The organism is Rothia sp. HMSC066G02, from assembly GCF_001813145.1.
Lineage (GTDB): Bacteria > Actinomycetota > Actinomycetes > Actinomycetales > Micrococcaceae > Rothia.
On record NZ_KV811591.1, the window covers coordinates 22,345 to 48,647 of the forward strand.

The following is a 26,303-nucleotide window of genomic DNA, read 5'->3' on the forward strand; positions in this document are numbered from 1 at the left end:
CGCTTCTGCCGTATATGGGTGTGTTGGTGTTGCTCGGCTGTATTTACGCTTATCCTTGCGTATTTGCACTGTTTACCCAGTACAATCAATGCAGGTATATTTTCACGGTGTTGCTATTTCACTGTGGTTATCTTTTCACCGCGCTGCGATGGCCTGCAGCGTTAGCAGGTGATGGTTTGTCTTTGTTCGTAGAGGAAGGTTAAGACCTCCATGTCTCACAGGGCTATTGTTTCTCGACGCGCCGTGCTGTCTTGGGGTGCGGTGTCTTTGGCGACGCTCGTGAGCTCTTGCGCGGGTCTTCCCTCAAACAATCGAGTGACTCAGCACAGTAGCGGTCTGGAAGTGAAGAGCGTTAATACTTCTCCGGCGCGTGCGCCGGGTCCGCTGGCGGGTGCTACTCCCGAGGCGATTATTGAGGGCTTCGTGCGTGCTGGTGTGGATAGCATTGAGAATTATGCGGTGGCGCGCCAGTATTTGAGTTCTTCTTTTGCAGGCCGTTGGAATCCTATGGGTACGACTCGTGTGTACCGTAATACGGTGCAGCCTCGTAGCGACGATAGCGGAACTGCCGAGGGGATGTACCATGTGCGTTTCCAGCAGACGGCGACTGTGAATAGTCAGGGTATTACGAGCACCTTCCCGGAGGCTCAGACTGAGACTCAGGATTTTACGGTGGTCATGGAAGATAACCAATGGCGCATTAGCTCCTGCCCGGATGGTTTGTGGCTGGACGGCGCTGAGTTTGAGCGTGTGTTTAGCCCATGCCGCCTGTATTTCTATGATCGTGCGTTCCGTTATGCTGTGCCTGATATCCGCTGGTTCCCGCATACGGACCGTTACTTTGAGCTGCTGGTGCGTACCCTGATGGCTGGCCCGGCGTCCTACCTGAAGGATGTTGCGTTCTCGGCGTTGAACGAGTCTATGCACCTTGAAGCCGCGAGCATGAGCGATAACCAGGATGTGCTGGTTCGCCTCTCCGGTGAGCACCTGGACGATAATCGTTTGGCGCGTGTGCGTGAGCAGATTGTGCACGGCTTGGAGAACTTCTCGGGTCTGGGCAAGACTGAGGTTTTCTATAACGGCACTCTGATTCCTGAGAACGCGCCGAGCGGCTTTTCTGCGGTGAAGCTGAACCCGGGTGTTCCTGCCCGCACGGTTGCTATTAATTCGAACGGCCAGATGGTGGCGCGCGATGACTATATGAGCAATGCGGGTGAGCAATTGCTTCTGCGTGGCGTGACCCAGTTGAGTTCCCCGGCGATGGGCTATTCGGCGGATGTTTACGCCTGCTTGGCGAACGATGCCGCGAGCCTGTACACGGTGTATCAGGGCACTGCCCGCCGCGTGTGGCAGAGTACCGCTCTGACTGCTCCCAGTTTTGATGCGTATGGCTGGGTGTGGGCAGCCGATGGTGAGGGTATTGTTCGTGCCTTCAAACCGGATTCTGAGGATGCAACCGAGCGTGAGCGCGGTGTTGATATTGGTCTGTCCTGGCAGCGTAATTTGAGCTTTACGAGCGTGAACGTTTCACACGATGGTGCCCGCATGGCGATTGTGGCCTCTACTGAGGGTGCGTCGGCTGTGATTATTTCCGGTATTGTGCGTGATGATGCCGGTAAGCCTCTGCGTCTGACGGAGATGGTGCGTCTGAGCTCTTCTGTGACTCCGCGTAATGCCCGTTGGGCTGGCGACCAGAGCGTCGTGGTGGTGAACGTGAAGAATGGTGAGTCTGAGGTGATTTCCCTCAGCGGTGAAGAGACGAAGCTGGACCGTTTGGATGGTGTGATGACCATTTCGACGGCGGATAATACGTCGAATATTATTGCTCACCGTTCTGACGGTTCGTGCTACCTGATGGAGGAGCGCGGCTGGATTCGCCTGGACACGACCCTGCACGAGATTAGTTACGCCGGTTAGCCTCGGGTAGGCGCGAGCGAGGAAAGGGTGCTTTCGGTGAGTTCAGTACAGCGTGGTTTGAACGATTCCGTGAATGGGTCCTGGAGCAAGTCTCTGACCGGGCTTGCGGGCGCTCTCAAGAGTGCCGGCGGGTCTTTGGGGGAGGTGCTGATGCCGCGTACTTGCCCGTGCTGTGCGGTGCCGGTCGCCTATGGGGCAGGCTCGCCACTGTGTGAGGCTTGCTTGCCGCAGTTGCGTTCGGCGTTGGCTAAGGTGGAGCGAGTATATGCTCTGCAACCTCTTGATGGCGCGGCTGCTCCCGAGGTGCGTGCGGCATCCCGTTATGAGGGGATCATGCCGCGTGCCCTGTTGGCGTTGAAGAATGCGGGCCGTACCGACCTGCTGCCCCTGTTGGGAGAGGGTTTGGCGCGTAGCGTGTACGAGCTTCTTCGGGCGCATCGGGTTGAGCTTCAGAGCGTACCGGGGTCTTCTATCTCTTCTGTGGGCACCTCCGCCGCACCGGTTGAGGTTCTGCTGATTCCGGCGCCGTCCTCTGCCCAGAGCGTGCGCCGCCGCGGCTATGCGCCGGCGAATCTTTTGGTGCAGGAGGCGGCGCGTCAGCTTAATAAGCGTCTGCCTGCCTCGGTGCGGGTGCGCGCTGTGGACGTTATCGGGTACGTTCCTCGCGGTCGGCGGGGGAGCGGCGCCTCCCTATCTTCTCGTGTGGGTGCTTTTCTCCTTAGCGCCTCTGAGACAAAGAATGAGCAGAAGAGCCTGGGCGCTGTGGGGCGTGCCGAGCGGATGCACGGTGCCTTGCGCGTCATGGAGCCTGCCCTGTGCACGGGTCGGGTGAGCGTTATTTGTGATGATGTGGTGACCACCGGTGCGACCGCCTCTGAGATGGTGCGTGTGCTACAGGAATCCGGTTCGCGGGTGCTGGGCGTGTGTGCTGTGGCGGCGGTACCGAAAAAGGCTCAGACATAGCGTTTCTTGTAGTTAGTTGCAAGAGATACACGATTTTTGGCGAATAAAGTTCGCAGACGGACGAATAGCTATTATTTAGGCTAAATATTTGTCATATCTAGTGATATGAAACATGTTTCGTACTAGAATATAGACAAGGGAACGGCATTGGAGTCGAACCCCCGTACCGGGTCCAGCCGGACGCGGTATAAGCCCCCAACCTGGAGGGAATGATCGTGGAAGTCAACATCTACGGCCGCAATATCAAGGTCACCGAACGCCTGGAAGAGTACGTGAGCGAGAAGGTTCAGAAGTTCGCTCAGCTCGGCGATAACGTGAAGGACATCGACGTCAAGTTCAGCAAGGACGGTCACCTGGGTGGCGAGTCCATCCGCGTTGAGATTACCGTTGTTGGTACTGGTCCTGTCCTCCGTTCCGAAGCCCAGGGTCACGACAAGTTCGCGGTCTTCGATGAAACCTACGGCAAGCTCCTGGAGCGTCTGCGCCGTGCACGTGACCGCCGCAAGCTGCACAAGCGCGGTGGCAAGCACCCCGTCTCCGTGGCGGACGCTACCGGCTCGATTCCTGTGGTTACCGAAGCAATTACCGAGATTCTGCTGCCGGATATTCCGGTGGAAGAAGCAGCATTCGATAACAGCGAGGTCACCCTCGCCGACGAGGCAGCATCTCCCATCGAGATTCGCCACAAGAGCTTCAAGGGTGAGCGTCTGACTCCCGCAGAAGCTGTTGACCGTATGGAACTGGTCGGTCACGACTTCTACCTGTACATTGACAGCGAGACCGGCGCACCGGCTGCGGCATACCGCCGTAAGGGCTGGAGCTACGGCATCATTACTCTGGACAACGAGTAAAACTAACGTACCTGCTGAATGCTGAGGCGTAAGGCTCTTTAGAGGTCGTACTCAGCGAGCAGGCTCAAGACCCGGGTGGTCTGGGAACACACACCGTGTTTCTCCAGGCCCCCGGGTTTTTCTTTGCCTTCCACACATCTGTTTCTTTAGACGTTCCTTTAGACGGATGGGGCGGCTCCGCCTCAACCGGAAGGTGAAAGATTCGAGCGTCACCAAATGTCACCTCGTGGGCGCACAGCGTAAAAAAGAGCTCGGACGGGCGAATTAGGCGGCTCTGCCATACAATATGTAGGAAGGCCTCACCGCGCGCACTTTCGCGCGCCCTTGGTGAGGGTACCGAAACAAGCAAGGAGTAGAAGCTCAGTGGCATCTTTCTTGGAGAAAATCCTCCGAACCGGCGATAAGAGGGTTCTGCGACAGCTCGAAGCGTACACTAAGGCGGTGAACTCGCTCGAGGACAGTTTCTCATCGATGACCGATGAGGAACTGCGAGCGGAGACCGACAAGTTCCGCGAGCGCGTCAAGGACGGCGAATCCCTCGATATTCTGCTGCCGGAGGCCTTTGCGGTGGTCCGTGAAGCGTCCAAGCGTACCCTGGGCAAGCGCCACTACGACGTGCAGCTCATGGGTGGTGCAGCGCTGCACCTGGGCAACATTGCCGAAATGAAGACCGGTGAGGGTAAGACCCTCGTTGCGACCCTGCCCGCGTACCTGAACGCGCTGAGCGGCAAGGGCGTGCACATTGTGACCGTGAACGACTACCTGGCTGAGTACCAGGCGAACCTCATGGGTCGCGTGTTCCGCTTCCTCGGCATGGAGTGCGGCGTGATTCTGTCATCCATGGAGCCTGATGAGCGTCGTAAGCAGTACGCCGCAGACATCACTTACGGTACGAACAACGAGTTCGGCTTCGACTACCTGCGTGACAACATGGCGTGGACCGTGGAGGAGCAGGTTCAGCGCGGCCACAACTTCGCCATTATCGATGAGGTGGACTCCATCCTGATCGATGAGGCGCGTACCCCTCTGATCATTTCCGGCCCCGCAGCCGGTGAGGCGAACCGCTGGTACGCAGAGTTCGCGCGCATTGCCGCGACCCTGCTCAAGCGCGGTGAAGACTACGAAGTAGACGAGAAGAAGCGCACCGTCGGCATCCTCGAATCCGGCATTGACAAGGTGGAAGACCACCTGGGTGTGAAGAACCTCTACGAATCCAAGAACACCCCGCTCATTGGCTTCCTGAACAACTCCATTAAGGCGAAGGAGCTGTTCACCAACAACAAGGACTACGTGGTCATCGACGGCGAGGTCCTGATTGTTGACGAGCACACCGGTCGTATTCTGCCGGGCCGCCGCTACAACGACGGCATCCACCAGGCGATTGAGGCGAAGGAAGGCGTCGAAATCAAGCCTGAGAACCAGACCATGGCGACTGTGACCCTGCAGAACTACTTCCGCATGTACGACAAGCTGTCCGGTATGACCGGTACCGCGGAAACCGAAGCGGCAGAGTTCATGAACACCTACGAGCTCGGCGTGGTGCCCATCCCCACCAACAAGGGTGTGCAGCGCATCGACAACCCCGATAAGGTGTACCGCGACGAAATCGCCAAGTTCAAGGCGGTCGTCAAGGACATTAAGGAACGCCACGAAAAGGGCCAGCCGATCCTGGTGGGTACCGCAAGCGTGGAGAACTCCGAATACCTTTCTCGCCAGCTGGCGAAGGCAGGCGTGCGCCACGAGGTGCTGAACGCAAAGAACAACGAGCGTGAGGCTGCTATTGTTGCGCAGGCGGGCCGTAAGGGTGCCGTCACCGTGGCAACCAACATGGCTGGTCGCGGTACCGACATCATGCTCGGCGGTAACCCCGAATTTGAGGCCGTCGAGAAGATGCGTGAGCTCGGCCTGGACCCGAACACCAACTCCGAAGAGTACGAGGCACGCTGGCCCGAGGTTCTGAAGGCCTGCGAAGACGCCGCTAAAGAAGAGCATGATGAAGTCACCAAGCTCGGTGGCCTGTACGTGCTCGGCACTGAGCGTCACGAGTCCCGCCGTATCGACAACCAGCTGCGCGGTCGTTCCGGCCGTCAGGGTGACCCGGGCGAGTCCCGCTTCTACCTGTCGCTGACCGACGAACTGATGCGCCTGTTCAACACCGGCATGGCGACCCGCCTCATGGCGGCAGCCCCCGAGGACTCCGCACTGGACTCCAAGATCGTTAGCCGCGCTATCGCTACCGCACAGGCAAACGTTGAGGGCCGTAACGCTGAGCAGCGTAAGAACGTGCTCAAGTATGACGACGTGCTCAACCGCCAGCGTGAAGCGATTTACAAGGACCGCGGTCGCATCCTGCACGGTGACGACCTGAAGGAACAGATTTCCGGCTTCGTGGACGAGGTGCTGACCACCATCATTGACGCCCGCGTCTCTGAAGGCCACGCCGAGGACTGGGACTTCGACGAGCTCTGGAGCGCCCTCAAGCAGGTGTACCCCATCTCCATCACCGTGGACGACCTGGCAGAGGACGCCGGCGACCGCACCAAGATCACTCGCGACCAGATCGTGAAGGAAGTTTTGGCGGACGCACACCTCATCTACGAGGAGCGTGAAAAGAGCGTCGGCGAAGAGAGCATGCGCGAAATTGAACGCCGCGTCATGCTGTCCGTCATTGGTGAGCGCTGGCCCGAGCACCTGTACGAGATGGAATACCTCAAGGAAGGTATCGGTCTGCGTGCAATGGCTCAGCGTGACCCGCTGGTCGAGTACCAGCGTGAAGGCTACGACATGTACCAGTCGATGCTCGGTGCGGTCCGTGAAGAGACCGTGACCTACCTGTTCAACCTGGACCTGTCCAAGCAGCGTACTCAGGCTTCTGCTGTGCGCCTGGCTGAGCCTTCGCGCCCGAAGTTCCTGCAGTACTCCGCCCCCGATGAGGACGGTCACGAGCAGGTTCACGTTGAGCGCACCAAGGAGAGCTAGCCTCGGTGTAAACCCGGCGTAAACCCGAAAACGCTATAGACGCAACAGAGAGGGTGCGAATCCAATACCGGATTCGCACCCTCTCTGTTTGTCTGTGTGTTTTGTAGGGGAAGCCGGGGAAGCCTTAGTCTTCGTCCAAGCGGCTCTGCGGCTGCTCGATGGAGGTAATCAGCCACATGCCGTGAATCAGCCGCATCTGCATGGTCACCACGCGAACCTTATCCGCACAACGCAATAGCGCCACCGCCTCGTAAAGCTCCTCGTGCACCTTCTGCGCTCGCACCCGCAGCAGAACCGGCGGAAGAGTCAACAGCATCTCCTTGCGCACCTGACGCGGGTTCTTCGGGAAGAACGGCAGTAGACGGTGGAAACAATCCGCTGACACCCACTGCGCCAGCTGCTGACGCGAACGACGAGCCGACATGATCTCCAGGTAAGCAATCGCCACACCCGCGCAACGACCCTCCAACTGGCGAGCCAATGCATCCGCAGGACGCAGCGGGCGGCCCCTCTTCACTACCTTCGGGCGCTGCGCCGAATGCTGCTCATAACGCGGCAGCGGCAACAGCGAATAGACCGACGCGCTGTTCCGCCTCTGCACCAGAGCCATCGTGCCCTGCCCCTGCTCCGGTAGCGGAGCGACCTGCTCGGCACTCGCGGGCTGGGGCACCGACTGAGCCACCGGCTGGGAGGTGCGAGCCGCCTGACGCTTTGAATACGGGCTGGCAGGCTGGTTGTCGCGGGAGGCAGGCTGATGCGGCGGGGTCCACGGGGAACGGGGGAGAAGGTTGGAGAAGCTCATGACGGCTCCTTTCGGTGCAGGGTATGTGAGGTGAGTTGAGCGAACGAAAGACTGTTAGGATGAGGTGGAATGGGGTGGAAGACGCGGGTGAGGTTAGTGAACGGGCTGTTCGGGAATCTGCAGAACCTGCCCCTCGTAGAGCAGTTCGGCGTTCTGACCCAGAGCGTCCTTATTCGCCTCGTAAATATCGAGAGTGTAGTCGTAAATGGTGGAGGCGTCGGTGCCTTCACCCAGTTGCTCGGCGGCAATAGACCAGAGCGTATCGCCCGCCTGGACCGTGTAGGAGTAGGTGCCCGCCTCAGCGCGGGGTGGGGAGAAGAACGGGCTGCGATCCTGCAACGAGCCTGACGCCTCCGTGGGCTGAGGAGCCAGCGGAATATCGGGAATCTCTGCAGAGAGGGTCAGGGGAGCGGAGGCGGCTTCCGGGGTGATGCTGTCCGTGGTGGTACTGGCGGGCTCCGCATCTGAGACGGTGGCTGGGCTGGCCTCTGCAGTCGCGGTACCCATTGAATCTGTGGTTATGACCGCCGAAATGGTCGTTTGCGGCATGCCCTCCGTGCCGTTTACCCCGGCGTTGCTGGGCGTAGCCACCGTAGCCTGCGCGGGAGCCAGAACCGCCCCCACTCCAAGAGCCGTGCCGCCGAGCGTCAGGACGATGCGGCGCATAAAGCGCGGACGGAAAATCGCCGGAACCTTCAGCACTGCGCGGTCAACGTTGCGGCTCGAAACTCGCAGGGAACGAGCGTAGAAGAGCGCGTAGATAAAGCTGATGAACCACCACGCGGTAATGAGGAGCGCCGCCGCTCCTGCGCAGAGCAGCGAAGCGTCTGTCAGCGGGTGTGCCGAGGGGATGCGGTGCAGGTTCACGCTCAACGCACCAAGGACCGCCGCGGAAAGCAGGGGAGGGGCGATGAAGAGCAGCGCGTCCTGGTAGCTTGCCTTAGTGCCGGGCCCGATTGCAGAGCCGCCGCCAGCGGCTACCTCTGCACTGACAGTACGAGGCGCGGCTGCGGAGTGTGAGACTGCGGAGTGTGAGGCGAAGGTGGCAGGGCGTGAAGCGAAGGCAGCGGGGGCTGATCCCGGAGTGGAAAATTGATCCACGATGACCTCCAAATGGTGTGTTTGATAGCTTTTGGTGTTTCTTCATTTATACAGGAAGTCGTGTCAAAAATGAAGCAAAACGCATCAAAATGCATAAAAAACATATAATTTGGTGAAATTTGCTTCAAAAACCAGGCTCAAGAATCATCATTCGACCAGAAAGCACCCCGGTTCGTATCTGCACCCGCTACTCGGGTAGGGTCATAGCATGAGCATGGAAAAGTTCCTACGAGACATTGAGGCGCGCCTCGCCTCCGAACGCGCCTGGGATATGGAACAGGATGCCCGCCAAGTCGCCCGCGTCCAGTACTCCACCATTACCCTCGACGACCGCCTCCTCGCACAGATTGGCGGCCCCATTCGTATCTGCGCCACCGACATGCAAACCTACGAAGGCAAACTCGAAATGGTCGGCGAAGAATGGGTCAGCATCGAAGCGCGCGGCGAGAATATCATCATCCCCCTGCGCGGAATGCTCTGGTGGGAAGGCGGCATCGCCCCCGGGCGCGCTGATATTCGCCCCGAACGCTACCGCATGAAAATTCAGCTCGCCCTCCGCTCCCTCGCCATGGCACGCGAACCCGTCCGCCTCTCCCTCGAGGGTGGCACCGTCAGCTACGACGGCGTGATCGAGCGAGTCGGCGCCGACTTCCTTGAGCTGCGCCTGCTCAACGGTGGGCAGTACCCGCGCATCTATGAACGCGACCAGTACGCGCGTGCAGCCTATGGTGCGCAGGGAGCCTACGGTCAGGCGGGCTATGGTCAGGGTGCCTCCGGCTACTCCCGCGCCCCTCGCGGCGCCGGCGTGCGCACCATTCCGCTGGCTCGCGTCAGTGCGGTGATTGCCCGTATCTCGCGCTAAAAAGCCCGCATCAAAGCAATAAAAATACAAAAAGGTCCGCCCCTCTTCATTGAAATCTCAACGAGAGGAGCGGACCTTTCTGAAACCACTCGAGCGTTGCGCCCGCGAGGTGCATGTCGAATGCTACTCAGCCTTAGCCTTTGCAGTGAGCTTGCCGGAAGCAATTGCCTCCAGAGTCTGCTCGTGGCGCTCGGTAATGTACTCTTCAAAACGAGAGCGTTCAATACGCCACTGGTTACGCCCACCAATCTGAATGGCGGGAAGTTCGCCGCTACGCACCAGAGCGCGTACCTGCGAAAGCGAAACCTGCAGCTCCTCGGCGACGTCGCTCAGAGTGAGGAAACGAGGTGCAGTCATCGAATTGGATCCTTTCCGTGAGTGAAATCCTGGGCCCCTAGCTACCGTTAGTAGCCGTTCATATAGAGTTCGTAGTGAACATCTATTGAGTACTTTCAGTATATGCCATCACCGTGAAATTTGCCCGCAAAAAGCCTTATATGAGCTGAAAAGTTATCTAATCACCCCTTCAAAAGGGACGAAACTCAAAAATATTTCATAAACACGACTCTTGTTGAGAGCGAGTACTAAATGAAATATGCTGTTAGGGTTAGTGCCAGAATCCAGTCAAAGTACTAACGAACACACACCACTCGCTCATCGGTCAGTTGAACAACACCCGGAATCACCGCCGGCTTCCGCACCGAAAGGCACAACCACATCATGCGCATACGACAGAACGCGACGAAGCGTTCCACCCTCACCGAGCCCCACGCCAAACGCCTCAAAAGGCCCACCGTCAAGGACTGGCGATTCATCCTCGGTGTACTTCTCGTGCTCGTCTCCATCACCGGCGTGCAGCTCTACGTGCAAGCCAACAACAGCAAAACCGAGTACTACACCGCCAAAAGCGAAATCCGCCTCGGCGAGAAAATCACCGAAGACAAACTAGCCCGAGTCGAAGCGAACATCGACTCCGCCAAAGACAAGTACTTCACCCGCGCCGAAGCCGCACAGATGAACGGCAAAATCGCTACCCAGCGCATCCCCGCCGGCAACTTCATCAGCAAAGAATCGGTAGGCACTGAAACCTCCCCGGGGCGCCGCCTCGCCACTGTCAGCATTGACCGCACCGCTGCCTCCGCGCTGAAGGCAGGCGAGCGCGTGGACGTGTGGACTTCCGGCCCGCGCAACCCCGACACTAAGAGCGATAACCGCGTTGAAAACGGTGCCCGCGCCATCGTCACCAATGCCGAAATCGTTGCCGTAACGGTCGATGAAGGCGTGCTTGGCGCCAACGGCAAGGCAACCGTGCAGCTGTGGGTCAAGGAAGAAGCCCTCGCCGCCCTCGTCAAGGAAAGCAATAGCGACTCCAAGATCAGCCTCATCCCCGGCACCTATGGGGAGGGTCAGTGAACATCCCCGTCATCCTCTACGGCGATGACGGCTCGCTCCTGAACCGCATCGAAACCCAACGCGGCCGCGTCTCCGTGGCGCGCACCGTGCAGGACTTCAGTGAAGCCGTGGGCATGGCACATACAGGCATCGCCCGCGTACTGCTCTGTGCCCACGTGCCCGCCGAAATAAGCGCCTCCACCGTGGATGCGCTCGCCGCCTCCGAGGTGCTCCTGGCGGTCATCGCCCCGGACAACCTGCATCTGCCCACGCAGGCTCACCGTATCCGCCCCGAAGCTGCCCTCGACGAGATTCTGGGCTCGCTCGAACAAGCTGTGGATGCGGCGCTCGCCCGACCCAACGCAGGCTACGGCGTGCCCGCACAGACCCCGAATCAGGCTCCCGCGCAGGCGGTGCATCAGCCGGAGGCGCACGCCGCCTACGGTCAGGACGCAGGCTACGGATACGATGCAGGGTACGGCTACGACAGCGCGTACGGTGGCTACGGTTACGATAACGGAGCTGCTGGCCATGGGGCGGGCGGCTACGGCTACGACCCCGCCGCGGGCGCTGCTATAAACGCCGGCGCGCCCTACGGTGCTGACTACGGAAGCTACGGGATCGACCCCGCGGTGCCCGCCGGAAACGCGCCCGGTGCACCCGGCACACCCAGCGCGCATGACCCGGCGGAAGCCTCCTCCGTCGTGCCCAGCAACGAGGAATCCGTGCTCAGCCAGGCCGCCGCCATCGTCGACTCTTTCGCACCCGGCAACGACTACGCCCTGCATGTGCAGAACGAGAACAACGACGGCACCCTGCCGCAACACCCCGACATTAACCAGGACCCCGCCGCGCCCTCCCGCTATCAGCCCGGCCACCGCCTCGGCAAGATCGTGACTGTCTGGGGCACTCACGGCGCGCCCGGCCGAAGCACCATCGCATTCAACCTTGCCGCCCTCGCGGCGCAGCAGGGTCAGCAGGTCTGCCTCATCGACGCAGACACCTACGCACCCAGCCTGGACGCGCTCATGGCGCTCGAGGATACCGGCTCCGGCCTGGCAATTCTCTGCTCGGACGCCGACCGTGCCCAGCTCGACGAGAAGAAAGCCGGCGCCATCATGGAGCGTGTGCCCCTCAAGAACGGCACTTTCGACTTCTTGAGCGGCATCACCTCCTCCTCGCGTTGGCCCGAGGTGCGCGCCCGCGCCTTCGCCGAAGTACTCGAATGGCTTAAGCACCGCTACGACCTGGTCATCTGCGATGTTGCCGCACCCATCGAGGTGGACGAGGAGCTGACCTTTGACGGCCCGGCACCGCGCCGTAACGCCGCGACCCTCACCGCGCTCGCCTGCGCCGACCGCGTGATTGCGCTCGGCGAAGCGGACGTTATCGGCCTGCCGCGTCTGATCAACCTCGCTCGCGAGGTGCAGTCGCGCCCGGACCTGTTCGCACCTGAAACGGATGTGCAGTACTGGCTCAACCGCAGCCGCCGCGAAGCCGCCGGATTCAACCCGGAGGCGAAAATGCGCGATAACTGGGCACGCTACCTGTCGATTCCGCTCACCGGTGTGATTCCGTACGAGCGTAAGGTCATGGACCGTTTGCGCCGCAACGGTGAGGCACTGCTGGAGGTGGCACCCCGCCACGCAGTCGTGCAGTCCTTCGAAGCGATGCTCGAGGGCATGTACGCGGTGCGCCCCATCGTTTAACATCAGTCCCGGCGGGTAGGCCCGTCAGCTACAACTAATGCCCGCCAAAGGTGGGTGAAAGAGGCCCGGCTTATCGGTATTCCTCCCAGAACAGGGGAGCGCCGGTATGCCGGGTTTTCTGCATCTTCACCCGGGGCCAAGGCAGAGACGTGGTGCGAATGTCTCACTATCCAACTGAGGGGTGCATCTCATCTCTCTGCGTCATATTTGGGAATAAAAGCGTGCTTCAAGAAATGCTCTGTAAACTATTCCACGTATTGTCGTTTGAATGGGATTTGCGGCGAACAAACCGTAAAATGGTTGAACACACCCGAACTTAGGGAAGCACACAAACATATGTCTTTTGCAGAAGGAATTATGAGCGCCTGCGACTTCGGTCCCGGCGACACTGAACGCGTTCACCTCATCATGGGCGAATGGCAGGTCATCTCTGACATCGCCCAGAGTGACCTGGTTCTATGGTTCCCCACCGACTACGTTGTTGCCGACGGCAGTTCCCCGGATGCCGTCTCCGGCCCCAGCGAAACCAGTACTTTCCGTGCCTTCGCGCACGTGCGCCCCTCTAACGTCCGAACCCTCTTCCACCACGACATCATCGATCACGACATGGAAGACGGAATCCGCGACGAAGCATACCGCGTCTGGATTGACCAGAACATCAGCACCTACACCGACGAAGGAAGCGGTGAAGGCGTTGGTGCCCGCCCGCGCGTACACGTAACCTTCGTGCCCATCGTGCGCAACAACCGCACCATTGCGTTGCTGACCAGCCACAAGATTGCCACACCCAGTGGCTACCCCTCCATCAGCGACGAGGTCTACGAATATACTGCTGATACCATGCTCTCCATGGTGCACTCCGGCCTGTGGCCCGACCCCCTCGCCCAGGGAAATAACACTCAGGGCAACCCCCGCGTGATCGACGGCATTATTGTGCTTGACCCCTCCGGTCGTGTGGTCGTCGCTTCCCCGAACGCGAACTCCATGTACAACCGCATGGGCATGACCGGCTACCTCGAAAAGCAAAACCTTGCCGACGTCACCCGTGCGATGCTTCCTGCCGGTGAACAGGCGGATGAAACCCTGCAGCTCGTCCTGGCGGGCCGTAGTGACCTGCGCACCGAATTGGTTATTGCTCGTGCCCGCGTGACCATGCGCTCCATCCCGCTGCTGGTGCAGAGGCGCGCCCGCATCGAGCGTGAGGGCGCCGTGATTCTCTGCCGTGACGTGACCGAGTTGCGCCGCCGCGAGCTGGAGCTCATGACCAAGGACGCGACCATCCGCGAAATTCACCACCGCGTGAAGAACAACCTGCAGACCGTGTCCGCTCTGCTACGCCTGCAGTCGCGCCGTATGACCACTGATGAGGCACGTCAGGGCCTGGAGCAGGCGATGCGCCGCGTGGCAACGATTGCTACCGTGCACGAGGCGCTTTCGCAGGGCCTGACTCAGAACGTCGACTTTGATGAGCTGATTGAGCGTCAGTTCCACCTTGCCGCTGAGCTTGCTTCCCCCGGTCAGCACGTGTCTACCAAGCTGATTGGTTCCTTTGGATCTTTGCCGAGCCAGTTCGCCACCCCTCTGGCACTGGTTATCAACGAGGTTGTCGCGAACGCTGTGGAGCACGGCCTGGACGGCGAGACCGGCACCGTGACCCTTGAGGGTATTCGCGGCATCAACGATGAGGGTGAGAACATCCTCACCGTCGTGATTACTGATGACGGTAAGGGCATGGGCGATAAGAAGATTGAAGAGTCCGGCCCGAACGCCTACCGCCCGGTGACCGGTAAGGAAGGCCTGGGCATGCAGATTGTGCGTACCCTGGTGGCGAGCGAGCTGAACGGCTCGATTCGCTGGGAGGCTAATGAACCGAAGGGCACCCGCGTGGTGATTACCGCGGTGCTCGTCTAAGCCCTTCTCGTATGACATGTAGAACTGCCGCCGCCCCGAGTACGGGGTGGCGGCAGTTTGCTGTCTAGATAGGTTCTGTATATGGCAAAAGCGTGGTGCAGCGACATAAAGTCACTGCACCACGCTTTTGATGCCCTATTGAATACTCCGGAAGTTAGGATGCACGGCGGGCACGAGCTGCGCGACGCTTCATCGCACGACGCTCGTCTTCACTGGTGCCACCCCATACGCCGGAGTCCTGGCCGGTCTCGATGGCCCACTTCAGGCAGACGTCTACAACCTCGCAAGAGCGGCAGACAGTCTTAGCCTCTTCAATTTGCAACAGGGCAGGTCCGGTGTTTCCTACGGGGAAGAACAGCTCCGGATCCTTGTCCAAACAAGCTGCACGACTACGCCAATCCACGGTGGACCTCCTTCATGATTTACGGTCTCACGCGGTGGCAAGACACATCTATTTTCCTGTGCGCGTGTCAAATACATCCGCTGACGGGATGCTCACCCAGCGTTAGGGTGAAAATTGACTTATCAACTTTCGCATGTTGGAGCGGATGTGACAAGTACTTTTCTCTAAAAACTTCAGTATTACACTGAGGCATCTATCACTTAGGCAAACCTTTGTCTAATTGAGAGGGTGGGGAATCGCATGCTGACACACATAGTCTGCACCCCGTCTCATGGGCGAGACGTGGGCGGTTGGGTGAGCGGCACCTCAGGCATAATATAAAGCGGTACCTACCCCTGAAATACCGCACCGACGACGAGGCGGTGAACCCAAAACAGGGGAGCGCCCACCCGCTAACGCACCAGCGCATCAGGCCGAATACACCCCGGTCTGCCGCCGACACTACCCATGAGGAGCCCACCGTGACGTCACGCCCGTTCAACGTCATCTACGCATTCGCCCTGACCGAAACCTTCGCGGCATACATTCTGATTCGCGGTATCCTCTACCCCTTTATCGTCAGTGGATTGTCCACCGCCCAGGCAATTGTGGGCGGTGTGCTCCAGGTGCTCATTGCCTCGGGCATGACCTACTTCGGTCTACGTTTTTACCGTGGTCGCTTCGGCTCGCGCCTGCCCATGATCCTGATCACCCTCTGCGCCCTGTGGGTTACCGCAAGCACCCTCATCATGAACGTGAGTGCTTACGGCCTGAACATTAGCCAGTCCATCACGATTGCGGGTGTTATTGGCGCGGCGGTTGCCTTCGTCTTCGTGCTCATGCCCAGTAGCCGCCGCTATATTGAGGCGGTCACCGAGGCATCGGGCGAAGAAGCAGAGAAGTACAGCCGCCGACGCCGCTAAACCCCTAGCGCCGCTAACCCCTAGACGGCTTGGCTCTAGAGTGCTCAGCTCTAGACCGCTACCGGCACCTTCTGCGTAGCTGTTACAGCCTGTGCAGCCGTGCTCAGCGCCAGGGGAACCTGCGCCGCGCACACGGAGGCGCCATCCACCACCACGAGACGACCGGCGGGCTGCTCGCCCTGCGTGAATCGATCCAGAGGTAGCGCTGTCACCGTGCACATGTCGGCATCCGCCAGGGACGCAGGCGCGAGCAGAAGCGCACGCGAGCATCCCATGAGCGCAGCCAGCAGGGGTGAGGAGGCGCGCCTCGGCCAGGGCGTGTAGGTGACCAGCATGGCGCGGAACTCACCGCGACGCTCCAGAAGTAGCTGCTGAACGGCGGGCTGCAGGTACTGCAGATCATCAATGAGCACGAGTGTGCGCGCGGGGTTTGTCACTGAGTCCAGGAGTGCACGGGTACGCTCCACGCTCGGCGGCTCACCCGACGTGCCGCCATCACCCGATGCGCCGCCAGAACCCGAGGCGCTGCCATCACCCGAGGTGCCGCCAGAACCCTCAAGGACGAGGGTATCCAGCTGCGGGTTGAGCTGAGCAATGCTCTCTAGCAGGGTGGTTTTACCCGCCGAACGGGAACCCTGCACCGGAACCACAGCGCCGGCCGGGGCGCTCAACCACACCGGCATCTGCCGACGGTCAAACGCGACCAGCAGCTTAGCGCCCTGCGGATTGCAGGCGGCGTGGGCGGCGGTCACGTACTCGGTCGAGGGCATGCGGTAGTACTCGGGGAACTGCCGCAGAAGAGTGCCGGGGCGAGCGGCTGAACCGCTAGAAGCGCTCGCGGCATTACCCCGCAGAACCTGAACCAGCTCCTGGAAACCCGCAACGCAGGGCGAAAGAATCGAAGCGCTCAGCGGCTGATCCCCAATCAACTCCTCATTAATGGCACCCTCCACGCAGTAGTGGCTCTGCGCCGGGGTGGGGTAGTCCTTGCTCGTCGAACGCATCAGGTCGGCATCCAGGAAGCGGCGGCTCAACAGCGTAGAATGCGCCGCCGCCGCAAAACGACCGCGCGGATTCAATGCGGAGGTGAACACCACCGAATAGCCGCGACGGCACCCCTGCGAGAGTAGATCGTAGAGCAGGTTCTCCGTATCGGGCTGGCGAACCAGCGCCTCCAGCCAACTGTCCAGACCGTCCACGACAATGAGCGGGCGGGCGGAAGCCTCGGCACCCCACAGGTTCGGGGCGCGCAGCTCCTCCAGGCAGAACCGCAGATGCGAAAGCTCCTGAGCACCCACCAGCGCCTCAAAGGCACCGGCGTAGGGTTCAAGATCGCGGTGGAGCGCACCGTCAGAGGTCAGCAGAACAACCGGCGTGCGGGCGGCGAACGCCTGAGCTAGCAACCCATACAGCATCGGGGCTCGTTCGGCATTCTGCGCCAGCAGCGCCAGAGCCTGATGCCCCGACCAGCGAATCTGGCGGCGCACGCCGTAGCGGGCAATCTCCAGCTCGCCCAGCAGGTAGCCTTCGGGAGTGGTGCTGGGCTCGCCGCGTTTCTGAGGGGTAGCCGCCGGGTCGATGCCGTACGTTACCGGTTCGCTAACCGGCGCCTCGAGCGCGGGCAGCTGGGTGTTCTCGGGAAGCTCCGGCGGAATCGGGCAGTACTCATCCTGAACCGCCGCGCTCTTCTGCGCACCCCTCGGAGCGTACTCGCGTTCGTAGAGCGCACGAATCTGCTGCGCCGAACGAATCAGCAGCTCATCCTCATTCCCACCCGTCTTCTGAACGGGGGAGACAGTAGTCAGCTCACGCCAGCCACCCTCCTCAAGACCCAGCACCTGCACCGGGCGGGTATCAGTACTTGACGGAACCGCATCCACCAGCGGAGCACGGAACGGCAGGGAGCGACCATCCGGCAGGCGCACGTACCCGGCACCCGGATGCGCCGCCGAAATATACGCCGCAGACTCATGCTCCAGCAGGTTGTAGGAATCCTGGGCGCTCGCCACGCGCAGGCAAATGCTCGTGGCAATATTGGCGCGAATATCCTGCGAAATAGCACCCTGCGGACGCTGAGTCGCCAACACCAGGTGCAGACCGAGCGAGCGGCCAATCGTGGCGATGCGCATCAGCTCAGCCATGGCGTCCGGCATGGAATCGATGAGCATGCGGAACTCATCCACCACGATCAGCAGCTCGGGGTAGCGCGGAGTCGTACCCGCCGCCTGGCAGGATGCCAGGTAGTCGCGGTAGGAGTTTACGCCGAGCGCCTGCAGATCCACCTCACGTCGGTGAATATCGGCGCGCAAAAATTCGAGTGCACGCTCCACGGCGGACACATCAAAATTGCTCAACACGCTGAGCGCATGCGGTAGCTGAGCCAGAGGACCCAAACCAGCCGAGCCCTTGAAGTCCACCAGAATCAGGCCGAGGCGCTCGGGCGGGTAACGTAGCGCAGCGCTGAGCACCAGCGAACGCAGCAGCTGCGATTTGCCGGCACCGGTCGTGCCACCGAGCAGCCAGTGTGGGCCGTGCTCAGACAGACCAATATTCAGCGAGCCACCCGAAGAAACACCCAGGTAGCAGCGAATATCGGAGGCGTAACGCTGAGCGGACCAGCGCTGCAGAACGGACTCCACCGCCATGTCATCGGTGCGGTTCTTCTGCCGCGCGCTCTGCGCCTGCAGGGAAGAGAATAGATGCGCCGACTGGTGCACCTGAGCCTCACTAAGCGCGCCCTGCTCCTGCTCGCACCCGGCGCGGTACAGGTTCTCAAGAGCGGCACAGAATGCCTCAACGCTGAGCCCATCGGCGTGCTGGCACAGACCCTCACACGCCAGAGGGTGCACCTGGTAGACACCCTCGGTGGGCTGCACCGGCGGCGCCGCGTAACCCTGTGTACGGTAACGGATGCTCTGACGGTGGCTACCCTCACTTGCACACTCAACCCAGGCGGCACCAAAAAGCGCACCGGGTGCATGGGCGGAACTATCACCCTCAGCACTGCCCAGCACGCAGAGCGCCGGGGCGTTCATCTTCTGCTCACGCGGGGAGGCGAACGCGCGGGACGGCGAAGACTCCGCGACCGCCCCAGAGTTCAGCGCGGTCAGCAGGGGAGCGTAGATAGCGCTCGCCTGCAGGGGCATGAGAATCAGCGGCGGAACAGATGCGGAAAGCTCCGACTGCAAGCTACTCTGCAGGGCCTGCAGATACTTCTCATGCTGCACGCCCGGCAGGCAATGCACGCTCACGCCCGGCACCACAGCCAGAGTCTGCAAGAGACTATTGGTGCGCTGCTGATCAGCGCTTTCAGCACCCGCCAGCAGAACGTGCACCGCACCCGGATAGCCCGCCACCAGCTGCACCAGGTAGGCGCGCAGATGTGCCTCCTCCAGCTTCAGGTAGTGCCCGAGAGTCGGGGTGGGTAGCGGCAGATAGTGGGGTGCATCCTGTTTCTCCAGAGTGCCCAGCGGGAGGTTGCGGCCGCGCAGGTAGGGCTGGCGGGGACCGCACCCGAGCACAATAGCCGGGTAGGCGGCATCATGCAGGGCAGAGGTGCCCGAAATCGCCAGGTCGCCCGCGGTCGGCAGGGCGAGAGCACGTTCCTTCTCCTGCAGTGCCGCCTGATGAGTCTGCTGCGATGCGGCACGGTTCTCCGCCCGACCGCCAAAGAAATGCAGAAGCATCAGCAACGAAGACGCCGCTGACATCAGCAGAAGGAACCACATGCCGGTCACCAGCGCAATGATCAGACCCACCACAATCGGCAGGCACACGCTCAGCAGAATCTGCTTGAGCTTACGCGGCGCGGGAGGGTTCACCACCACCGGCTCAAAGGGGTTGCCGGCATCGCCCAGGGGAGCGAGCATCTGCGCGGGCTCGCCACTGGAAGAGCCAGAAGAAGAACCGAGAGAAGAACCGGGGGTAGCGGTGACGCTCGCCTTCTTGGCGGTGTGTTCGCCGTCGGCGCTGGGGGAGGTGAGCATGCAGAGTGAGGAGCCGAGGTGGAAAGGCTCGTCCCAGCGCAGGATGCGCGGCTCGGCGCTCTGCACCTTCTTACTGCCCTGTGCGTTCTTAGCTCCCTGGGCCTTCTCGCTGCCCTCGCTCGCGGCGGGGTGCTTTTCGATCCAGCGGATGCCGGAGCTATCGGCGTAGAAGTTGCCGTGCACCGGCTTGAGGAAGGGGTCTTGCAGGTGAATGTGGTGCGGCTGTTCTCCTCCAGGGGCAGGTAGTGCCGCCCTGCCGAGGCTGGTGCGGCCGCGGCTGATGGGGAAAGTTGCGCCCGCGTCGGGTCCGCGCAGAATGTGCAGGAGGCTGACGGCGGGCGCGCCCGGAGTTTGAGATTCGTTCGGAATGTGGCTGTTTGGCGCAATCGAGGCGCCGGCGGGATCCTTATCGTGTGCGGGGCGTAGCTGGAACGTCGTTTCCTGTGCCTGAGCGTGCGCGCCGGGTGCAGGGTGCTGTAGAGCTTGGTTGAGTGCCTGATCTAGAGCCTGCTGGTGTACGCTACCGGGGCGCAGCTGTATTCCGGTGGGTGCCGCCTCGCCGTCGAGTCGGAGTACTCGGGGGTAGGGGAGCGCGTTGGTTGTGTTGTGGTGGTCGAGAAAGAAGAGAGTCATACCCTCAGAAAACATTAAAAAGCATTAAAGCTCAATAAATTATCTGTAGGTAAACTAATATGTTCGTATTTTTTGAATTTTTCGCCCTATTTTTCAAAAAATTGTGGATAAACCACCTCAATCACCTCTCGCGTGCACCAGCGCGCATCCCCAAATATGCCGCAGGGGTGCTTCCTTGTAGCGCGTGAGAGCCATGAAACGCCACCCTCGAACCACCCCCCCTGCGCCTACAGCTCTAGGTGGCGGGTAATTACCGCCGCAACTAGGACAGGGTGAATATTTACCCGTAAATAAAATTCCTTCACCATGAGTAGACCGTAAAAATACGCAGAAGAAAGAACTGTCTCAGACCGGCGTGACCTCGGGGCTCGCGAAGAATATTCACTCGGGGAAAGAGCGTGCGAACAATAGTCCAAAAGCCCCTAAAAGCACGTCATAAGTATGCGTAGTGCTTGATAAACAGGTATCTTAGATTATGACTATATCCATCACGGGAGGGGCTTTTTGTGCCCACCCGTGCGGATTGCGGCGCGACTGAGAACCCTCGGATGTGTCCAATCTGGTAGGTGAATACCGCCCTCGCAGAAGCGGCGGTGCGCCGTGATAATACAGGAGAAAACATTGACCGCTGACCTCGTAGTAGTCGGTTCGGGCCTCTTTGGTCTGACCATCGCAGAACAGGCTGCCACTGAGCTGGGCCTGAAGGTTGCCCTGCTGGACCGCCGTTCCCACATCGGTGGTAACGCATACAGCGAGAAGGAGAAGCAGACCGGTATTGAGGTGCACCGCTACGGTGCGCACCTGTTCCACACCTCCAACGAGCGTGTCTGGGAGTACGTGAACCGTTTCACCGAGTTCACCAACTACGTACACCGCGTGTACACCCGCCACAACGGCATCGTGTACCCCATGCCGATTAACCTGGGTACCATCAACCAGTTCTTCAACGCAGCTTACTCTCCCGCAGAGGCAAAGGCGCTCATCGCTGAGCAGGCTGGCGAGCTGGCTGGTACCGACCCGCAGAACCTGAACGATAAGGGTATCTCCCTGATTGGTCGCCCCCTGTACGAGGCGTTCATCAAGCACTACACCGCTAAGCAGTGGCAGACCCCGCCGGAAGAGCTGCCCGCATCCATCATTTCCCGTCTGCCGGTTCGCTACAACTATGACAACCGCTACTTCAACGACAAGTACGAGGGTCTGCCCGTTGACGGCTACGCAGCATGGCTGGAGCGTATGGCGGCGCACCCGAACATTGAGGTGCACCTGAACACTGACTTCTTCGAGCCCGGTCACCAGTACTCTCGCGAGAACGTCCTGGGTCAGATTCCCGTGGTCTACACCGGCCCGGTTGACCGCTACTTCGACTACGCTGAGGGCGACCTGTCCTGGCGTACCATCGACCTGGAAGAAGAAGTCCTGCCGATTGAGGACTTCCAGGGCTGCTCCGTGATGAACTACCCCGATGCTGATGTTCCCTTCACCCGCATCCACGAGTTCCGTCACTTCCACCCCGAGCGTGACTACACCAAGGACGCAACCGTCATCATGCGCGAGTACTCTCGCTTCGCGAACAAGGGCGACGAGCCGTACTACCCGGTCAACACCTCCGTGGACCGTGAGAAGCTGCTGGCGTACCGCGACCTGGCTAAGGGCGAGAACAACGTGCTGTTCGGTGGCCGCCTGGGTACCTACAAGTACCTGGATATGCACATGGCTATCGGTGCTGCACTGTCCATGTTCGATAACAAGATCCGCCCGCACTTCGCTAACGGTGCGAAGATCGAGTCCGGTGGTGTTGACGCATAACCATGGCTGATAAGACTTTGAAGAACCTGCAGCGGGTTATTTTCCCGAGTGCGGTTGAGACTGACGTCGTGCCCCTGTACGTGGATGCGAGTGTCGCAACCGGCGTTCAGTTGCCCACCCGTATTGACGGCGACGCTTCCACCTCCATTGCGGAGGCGATGAACACCTCCGGTCAGTCTGTATCGAACGCTAGCGCGAACCGTGATGCCGCTAACAGCCTGAACAGCCGCCGCTCCATCACCGTGAACGCGGGCCAGAGCCTGTCTTTCGGTACGTACTTCAACGCGTTCCCCGCCTCGTACTGGCGCCGCTGGACTGACCTGCAGAAGGTCGTGCTGAGCGTTCAGACTCGCGGCGAGGGCATGGTCATTGTGTACAAGTCCAACGGCCGTGGCGTGATTCAGCGCGTGGATGCGAAGCTGCTCTCCGGCGAGGAAACCAACACCTTCACGCTGCCCCTGGCACCGTTCGGTGACGGCGGCTGGTACTGGTTCGACCTGGCAGGCACCACCGACCTTGAGCTGGTTGAGGCGAACTGGCTGGGCGACATTGAGCCCCGCGCAGACGTGAAGGCTGGTCAGGCGACCGTGCAGATTACCACCATGAACAAGGTGGAGTACTGCATCAATAACATTCGTGCTCTGGGTGAGAGCCCCGAGATTTTCGATGCTGTGCACGAGTTCCTGATTGTGGACCAGGGTACCCAGAAGGTGCAGGACCACGAGGACTTCGAAGAGGTCGTCAAGCCCCTCTCCGGTAAGTTCCGCATTATCAACCAGGGCAACCTGGGTGGTTCCGGTGGCTTCTCGCGCGGCATGTTCGAGGCTGTCAACAACGGTTCCGATTACGTGCTGCTGCTCGATGACGACGTTATCGTTGAGCCCGAGTCGATTCTGCGTATGGTGACCTTCGCGAACTACTGCAAGGAACCCACCATCGTGGGTGCGCACATGTTCGACATGTTCGACCGTTCGGTTCTGCACGCGTTCGGTGAGGTTGTTGACCCGTGGCGTAACTTCTACGCTAAGCCGCACGATGACATGGCGATGGGCCACAACCTGGGTCACCACAACCTGCGTAACACCCCGTGGCTGCACCGCCGCGTGGACGTGGACTACAACGGCTGGTGGATGTGCCTCATCCCGACCACCGTCATCAAGGAAATCGGTCTGTCCCTGCCTCTGTTCCTGAAGTGGGATGACGCTGAGTACGGTCTGCGCGCTAAGGCCGCGGGCTTCGCTACCGTGTCCTTCCCCGGTGCGGGCGTGTGGCACGTGTCCTGGACCGATAAGGATGACTCCGTCGGCTGGCAGGCGTACTACCACGAGCGCAACCGCCTCATTACGGCGCTGCTGCACTCGCCCTTCGATAAGGGTGGCCGCGTGCTGCTGGAGTCCCTGTTCTTGGACGTCAAGCACACCCTGTCCATGCAGTACTACACCGAGGCTGGCCGCCTGATGGCGCTGGAGGATCTGCTCTCCGGCCCCGAGCACCTGCACCCCTCGCTCTCGCAGCGTCTGCCGGTGATTCGTGCGATGGCTAAGGAGTACCCGGAGTCTCAGGTGAAGCCGAACGTGGATGATTTCCCGGCTATCCAGACGAAGAAGCCTCCGTTCCGTGGCCGCCGCGCCTTTGCGTCCCCCGGTTACAAGAAGCTTGCTTCCTGGACCGCGAAGACTGTTGCTCGTCAGCTGCTCAAGCCGGTGAGTGAAGAGGCGAAGGCTCACCCGCAGATTCAGCTGAACTACGGTGAGACCAACTGGTGGACCCTGTCGAAGTTCGATTCGGCTCTGGCGACTAACGCTGAGGGTACCGGTCTGTTCTGGTACCGCCGCGATCCCGAGCAGCTCAAGTCGAAGCTGGCTCAGGCCGCTAAGCTGCACGTTCAGCTGGTGACCGGTTGGGATAAGCTGCGTGAGCAGTACCGTTCGAAGGCTGCTGAGGTTGCCTCCTACGATGCGTGGGCTAAGACCTTCGCTGAGCATACGGATTCTGAGCTGACCCGATGAACGATCTGAAGTCTGTTCCCCTGAAGGCGCCCGGCCGTGGGCGCGGCATCTTGGATGCGGTGAAGAACCGCTACCTGCTTCGACTGCTGGTCGATAAGGAAATCCAGGTCCGCTACCGCGGCTCGGTGCTGGGCATTTTGTGGTCGTACATTAAGCCGGGTGTGCAGTTCCTGGTGTTCTACATTGCCATGGGTATGTTCCTTGGCTTGGAACGCGGTATGCACAACTATGCGGTGTACCTGTTCTCGGGCATGATTGCCATTAACTTCTTCTCGGAGGGTTTTGGTAATGGTGCTCGCGCCATGGTGGTTAACAGCGCGCTGATTCGTAAGATTTACCTGCCGCGTGAGCTGTTCTCGCTGTCGACGGTGTGGGTGGCTCTGGTGCATTTTGTGCCTCAGATTGCTGTGATGCTGCTGGCCTGCTTCTTGGTGGGTTGGTCCCCGACCTTCCTGGCGTTTGGGTCGATTCTGGCGGGCATGCTGATTGTGATGATGCTGTCCTATGGTCTGGGTTTGATTTTCGGTGTGGCGAACGTGTTCTTCCGCGATTCGGAGAACATTGTGGACATGCTGCTGATGGTGGCTACCTGGTTCTCGCCGGTGCTGTACTCCTGGACCATGGTGCGTGACACTCTCTATCCGTGGGTGTTCAACGTGTTCATGCTTAATCCGCTGACCGTTGCGGTGGAGCTGTTCCACTATGGCTTCTGGCATCCGACGCTCCGTCCTGAGGATTTGGCGCTTCCTGCTTCGCAGGTGGTTCCGCATCTTTTCAGCTTCTGGACTCCGATTGCCCTTGGTATTTCTCTGCTGACCGTTTTGATTGGTGATTTGCTCTTCCGTAAGTTTGAGGGCAACTTCGCCCAGGAGCTCTGATTCTGTGGATATTAAGAAGCTTGAGTTCCCGCCGGTGAGCCCGGACGCTCCCGTGGTGATTCACGTGGAGAATTTGGTGAAGCGCTTCGTTCTGCGCCACACCCGTTCGATGAAGGAAGCTTTTGTGTGGCTGATTAAGGGCCGCAAGGGTGATCTTTCGGAGAAGTTCAATGCGCTCAACGGCGTGAGCCTGGACATTCGTCAGGGTGAGCGTGTGGCTCTTCTGGGTCTGAACGGCTCGGGTAAGTCCACGCTGCTGAAGATGATTTCTGGCGTGATGCGCGCCGATGAGGGTGAGGTTCTCACTCGCGGCAATATTGCGGGTCTGATTGAGGTGGGCGCTGGTTTCCACCCGGATCTGACTGGCCGCGATAACGTGTACCTCAACGGCGCGATCTTGGGTATGTCCAAGGAGGAGATTGAGGCTTCCTTCGATTCGATTGTGGATTTCGCTGAGATTCACGACTTTATCGATACCGAGGTGAAGTTCTACTCTTCGGGTATGTACCTGCGTCTGGCGTTCTCGGTTGCGGTTCATACGAACCCGGATATCTTCCTGGTGGATGAGATTCTTGCGGTGGGCGATGAGCCGTTCCAGAAGAAGTGTATTGCGAAGATTCAGGAGCTGTGCTCTGCCGGTAAGACTCTTGCCGTGGTGAGCCATGACCTGGATTTGGTTTCTAAGATTTGTGACCGCGGCGTGGTGCTGGAGCACGGTAACCTGCGTTTTGACGGTCCGATTAAGGAAGCTGTGAAGGTGATTCGTGGTGGCGACTAGCCGCTAGGTGATTGCTTGTGATGGGGCGTGTATTCCCGATGGGGGAGTGCACGCCCCTTTGCCATGCCTGAATACTGTGCCCGAATGCCCTACCCTAATGCCCCGCCCGAGAAGATGATCTGCTCGATGGGGTTCTGGCGTTTCAGCAGGGGAGGTAGGGGCAGCTGGGTGTGGCAGGGGCTGCTGCGGGGTATTTAAGACGAAATATTACGTGTGCACTAAGTGCAATATGGTGGTGCTCAACGGTGAGCGGTTCGGGAGGCGCACGTGCAATTGTTCTGCAAGTCACAGCTGACTAGGCACTTTGAATTTTGATGCACGTTAGGTAATGATATGTGCGATTCCATGCATCAAAAATACTCAAATACTATACTCGTAAATATTAAGGGGCGTTTTATTACATTTTGATAAATTTGAT

Annotated in this window: 18 protein-coding genes; 13 read left to right on the forward strand and 5 right to left on the reverse strand. The window is 59.9% G+C overall.

What is annotated here, in order from left to right; genetic code table 11:
- Positions 1 to 210 precede the first annotated feature (210 nt).
- The 4 genes from HMPREF2894_RS04145 (at position 211) to secA (ending at position 6,710) form a co-directional block, all read left to right on the forward strand.
- Positions 211 to 1,917: an LpqB family beta-propeller domain-containing protein gene (locus tag HMPREF2894_RS04145; protein WP_070677939.1), complete on the forward strand. Its 1,707-nt coding sequence runs from the start codon at positions 211 to 213 to the stop codon at positions 1,915 to 1,917.
- A 222-nt stretch (positions 1,918 to 2,139) separates the two neighbouring features.
- Complete coding sequence (locus HMPREF2894_RS04150) at positions 2,140 to 2,880, forward strand: ComF family protein (RefSeq protein ID WP_246823926.1); 741 nt, start codon at positions 2,140 to 2,142, stop codon at positions 2,878 to 2,880.
- A gap of 209 nt (positions 2,881 to 3,089) precedes the next feature.
- The gene (hpf, locus tag HMPREF2894_RS04155) at positions 3,090 to 3,731 is read left to right on the forward strand and encodes a ribosome hibernation-promoting factor, HPF/YfiA family (RefSeq protein WP_246827011.1); all 642 of its coding nucleotides are present in this window, start codon (positions 3,090 to 3,092) and stop codon (positions 3,729 to 3,731) included.
- Positions 3,732 to 4,094: 363 nt separating this feature from the next.
- A complete protein-coding gene (gene secA, locus HMPREF2894_RS04160) occupies positions 4,095 to 6,710 on the forward strand; it encodes a preprotein translocase subunit SecA (protein WP_070677941.1) in 2,616 nt (871 codons plus the stop codon).
- Between the two features lie 124 nt (positions 6,711 to 6,834).
- Here secA and HMPREF2894_RS04165 read toward each other — a convergent pair whose 3' ends face one another.
- On the reverse strand, positions 6,835 to 7,512 hold the full coding sequence (locus HMPREF2894_RS04165) for an Rv3235 family protein (protein WP_049342198.1): 678 nt from the start codon (positions 7,510 to 7,512) through the stop codon (positions 6,835 to 6,837).
- A 93-nt stretch (positions 7,513 to 7,605) separates the two neighbouring features.
- The gene (locus HMPREF2894_RS04170; protein ID WP_070678001.1) at positions 7,606 to 8,613 is read right to left on the reverse strand and encodes a LysM peptidoglycan-binding domain-containing protein; all 1,008 of its coding nucleotides are present in this window, start codon (positions 8,611 to 8,613) and stop codon (positions 7,606 to 7,608) included.
- 208 nt (positions 8,614 to 8,821) lie between these two features.
- On the opposite strand from HMPREF2894_RS04170, the gene HMPREF2894_RS04175 reads away from it, so the two are divergent.
- The gene (locus HMPREF2894_RS04175; RefSeq protein WP_070677943.1) at positions 8,822 to 9,475 is read left to right on the forward strand and encodes a histidine kinase; all 654 of its coding nucleotides are present in this window, start codon (positions 8,822 to 8,824) and stop codon (positions 9,473 to 9,475) included.
- 123 nt (positions 9,476 to 9,598) lie between these two features.
- On the opposite strand, the gene HMPREF2894_RS04180 is transcribed toward HMPREF2894_RS04175, so the two are convergent.
- Positions 9,599 to 9,832 carry a helix-turn-helix domain-containing protein gene (locus tag HMPREF2894_RS04180; RefSeq protein WP_044150292.1) on the reverse strand — a complete coding sequence of 78 codons (234 nt, stop codon included), beginning with the start codon at positions 9,830 to 9,832 and terminating at the stop codon, positions 9,599 to 9,601.
- A gap of 363 nt (positions 9,833 to 10,195) precedes the next feature.
- On the opposite strand from HMPREF2894_RS04180, the gene HMPREF2894_RS04185 reads away from it, so the two are divergent.
- The 3 genes from HMPREF2894_RS04185 (at position 10,196) to HMPREF2894_RS04195 (ending at position 14,487) form a co-directional block, all read left to right on the forward strand.
- Positions 10,196 to 10,888: an SAF domain-containing protein gene (locus tag HMPREF2894_RS04185; RefSeq protein WP_070677945.1), complete on the forward strand. Its 693-nt coding sequence runs from the start codon at positions 10,196 to 10,198 to the stop codon at positions 10,886 to 10,888.
- Positions 10,885 to 12,576, forward strand: a complete 1,692-nt coding sequence (locus tag HMPREF2894_RS04190) for a CpaE/TadZ family protein (RefSeq protein ID WP_070677947.1) — start codon at positions 10,885 to 10,887, stop codon at positions 12,574 to 12,576. The genes HMPREF2894_RS04185 and HMPREF2894_RS04190 overlap by 4 nt, the downstream gene beginning before the upstream one ends.
- Before the next feature lie 336 nt (positions 12,577 to 12,912).
- On the forward strand, positions 12,913 to 14,487 hold the full coding sequence (locus HMPREF2894_RS04195; protein WP_049352632.1) for a sensor histidine kinase: 1,575 nt from the start codon (positions 12,913 to 12,915) through the stop codon (positions 14,485 to 14,487).
- A gap of 154 nt (positions 14,488 to 14,641) precedes the next feature.
- Here the strand turns inward: HMPREF2894_RS04195 and HMPREF2894_RS04200 are convergent, their stop codons facing one another.
- Positions 14,642 to 14,890 (reverse strand): WhiB family transcriptional regulator, encoded by a 249-nt coding sequence (locus tag HMPREF2894_RS04200; protein WP_005505386.1) that lies wholly within the window; start codon positions 14,888 to 14,890, stop codon positions 14,642 to 14,644.
- Positions 14,891 to 15,351: 461 nt separating this feature from the next.
- Between HMPREF2894_RS04200 and HMPREF2894_RS04205 the strand changes: the two genes are divergently transcribed.
- Positions 15,352 to 15,792, forward strand: a complete 441-nt coding sequence (locus tag HMPREF2894_RS04205; protein ID WP_070677948.1) for an alpha-N-acetylglucosamine transferase — start codon at positions 15,352 to 15,354, stop codon at positions 15,790 to 15,792.
- Positions 15,793 to 15,842: 50 nt separating this feature from the next.
- Here the strand turns inward: HMPREF2894_RS04205 and HMPREF2894_RS04210 are convergent, their stop codons facing one another.
- Positions 15,843 to 20,411 (reverse strand): FtsK/SpoIIIE domain-containing protein, encoded by a 4,569-nt coding sequence (locus HMPREF2894_RS04210; RefSeq protein ID WP_246827012.1) that lies wholly within the window; start codon positions 20,409 to 20,411, stop codon positions 15,843 to 15,845.
- 621 nt (positions 20,412 to 21,032) lie between these two features.
- On the opposite strand from HMPREF2894_RS04210, the gene glf reads away from it, so the two are divergent.
- The 4 genes from glf to HMPREF2894_RS04230 are packed head-to-tail and all read left to right on the forward strand — an operon-like array spanning position 21,033 to position 25,885.
- Positions 21,033 to 22,220 (forward strand): UDP-galactopyranose mutase, encoded by a 1,188-nt coding sequence (gene glf, locus HMPREF2894_RS04215; RefSeq protein WP_005508581.1) that lies wholly within the window; start codon positions 21,033 to 21,035, stop codon positions 22,218 to 22,220.
- Positions 22,221 to 22,222: 2 nt separating this feature from the next.
- Entirely contained in the window at positions 22,223 to 24,229 is a 2,007-nt protein-coding gene (locus HMPREF2894_RS04220) for a glycosyltransferase (protein ID WP_049356541.1), read from the forward strand.
- Positions 24,226 to 25,107 carry an ABC transporter permease gene (locus HMPREF2894_RS04225; RefSeq protein ID WP_012903227.1) on the forward strand — a complete coding sequence of 294 codons (882 nt, stop codon included), beginning with the start codon at positions 24,226 to 24,228 and terminating at the stop codon, positions 25,105 to 25,107. Before HMPREF2894_RS04220 ends, HMPREF2894_RS04225 begins: the two co-directional genes overlap by 4 nt.
- A gap of 4 nt (positions 25,108 to 25,111) precedes the next feature.
- Positions 25,112 to 25,885: an ABC transporter ATP-binding protein gene (locus HMPREF2894_RS04230; RefSeq protein WP_044150294.1), complete on the forward strand. Its 774-nt coding sequence runs from the start codon at positions 25,112 to 25,114 to the stop codon at positions 25,883 to 25,885.
- The last annotated feature ends 418 nt before the right edge of the window (positions 25,886 to 26,303 follow it).

Bases quoted from the DNA above. Each gene is read 5' to 3' on its own strand.
- HMPREF2894_RS04145 (WP_070677939.1), top strand. From the start codon at position 211: ATGTCTCACAGGGCTATTGTTTCTCGACGCGCCGTGCTGTCTTGGGGT.
- hpf (WP_246827011.1), top strand. From the start codon at position 3,090: ATGATCGTGGAAGTCAACATCTACGGCCGCAATATCAAGGTCACCGAA.
- HMPREF2894_RS04165 (WP_049342198.1), bottom strand. From the start codon at position 7,512: ATGAGCTTCTCCAACCTTCTCCCCCGTTCCCCGTGGACCCCGCCGCAT.
- HMPREF2894_RS04175 (WP_070677943.1), top strand. From the start codon at position 8,822: ATGAGCATGGAAAAGTTCCTACGAGACATTGAGGCGCGCCTCGCCTCC.
- HMPREF2894_RS04180 (WP_044150292.1), bottom strand. From the start codon at position 9,832: ATGACTGCACCTCGTTTCCTCACTCTGAGCGACGTCGCCGAGGAGCTG.
- HMPREF2894_RS04185 (WP_070677945.1), top strand. From the start codon at position 10,196: ATGCGCATACGACAGAACGCGACGAAGCGTTCCACCCTCACCGAGCCC.
- HMPREF2894_RS04195 (WP_049352632.1), top strand. From the start codon at position 12,913: ATGTCTTTTGCAGAAGGAATTATGAGCGCCTGCGACTTCGGTCCCGGC.
- HMPREF2894_RS04210 (WP_246827012.1), bottom strand. From the start codon at position 20,411: ATGACTCTCTTCTTTCTCGACCACCACAACACAACCAACGCGCTCCCC.
- HMPREF2894_RS04220 (WP_049356541.1), top strand. From the start codon at position 22,223: ATGGCTGATAAGACTTTGAAGAACCTGCAGCGGGTTATTTTCCCGAGT.
- HMPREF2894_RS04225 (WP_012903227.1), top strand. From the start codon at position 24,226: ATGAACGATCTGAAGTCTGTTCCCCTGAAGGCGCCCGGCCGTGGGCGC.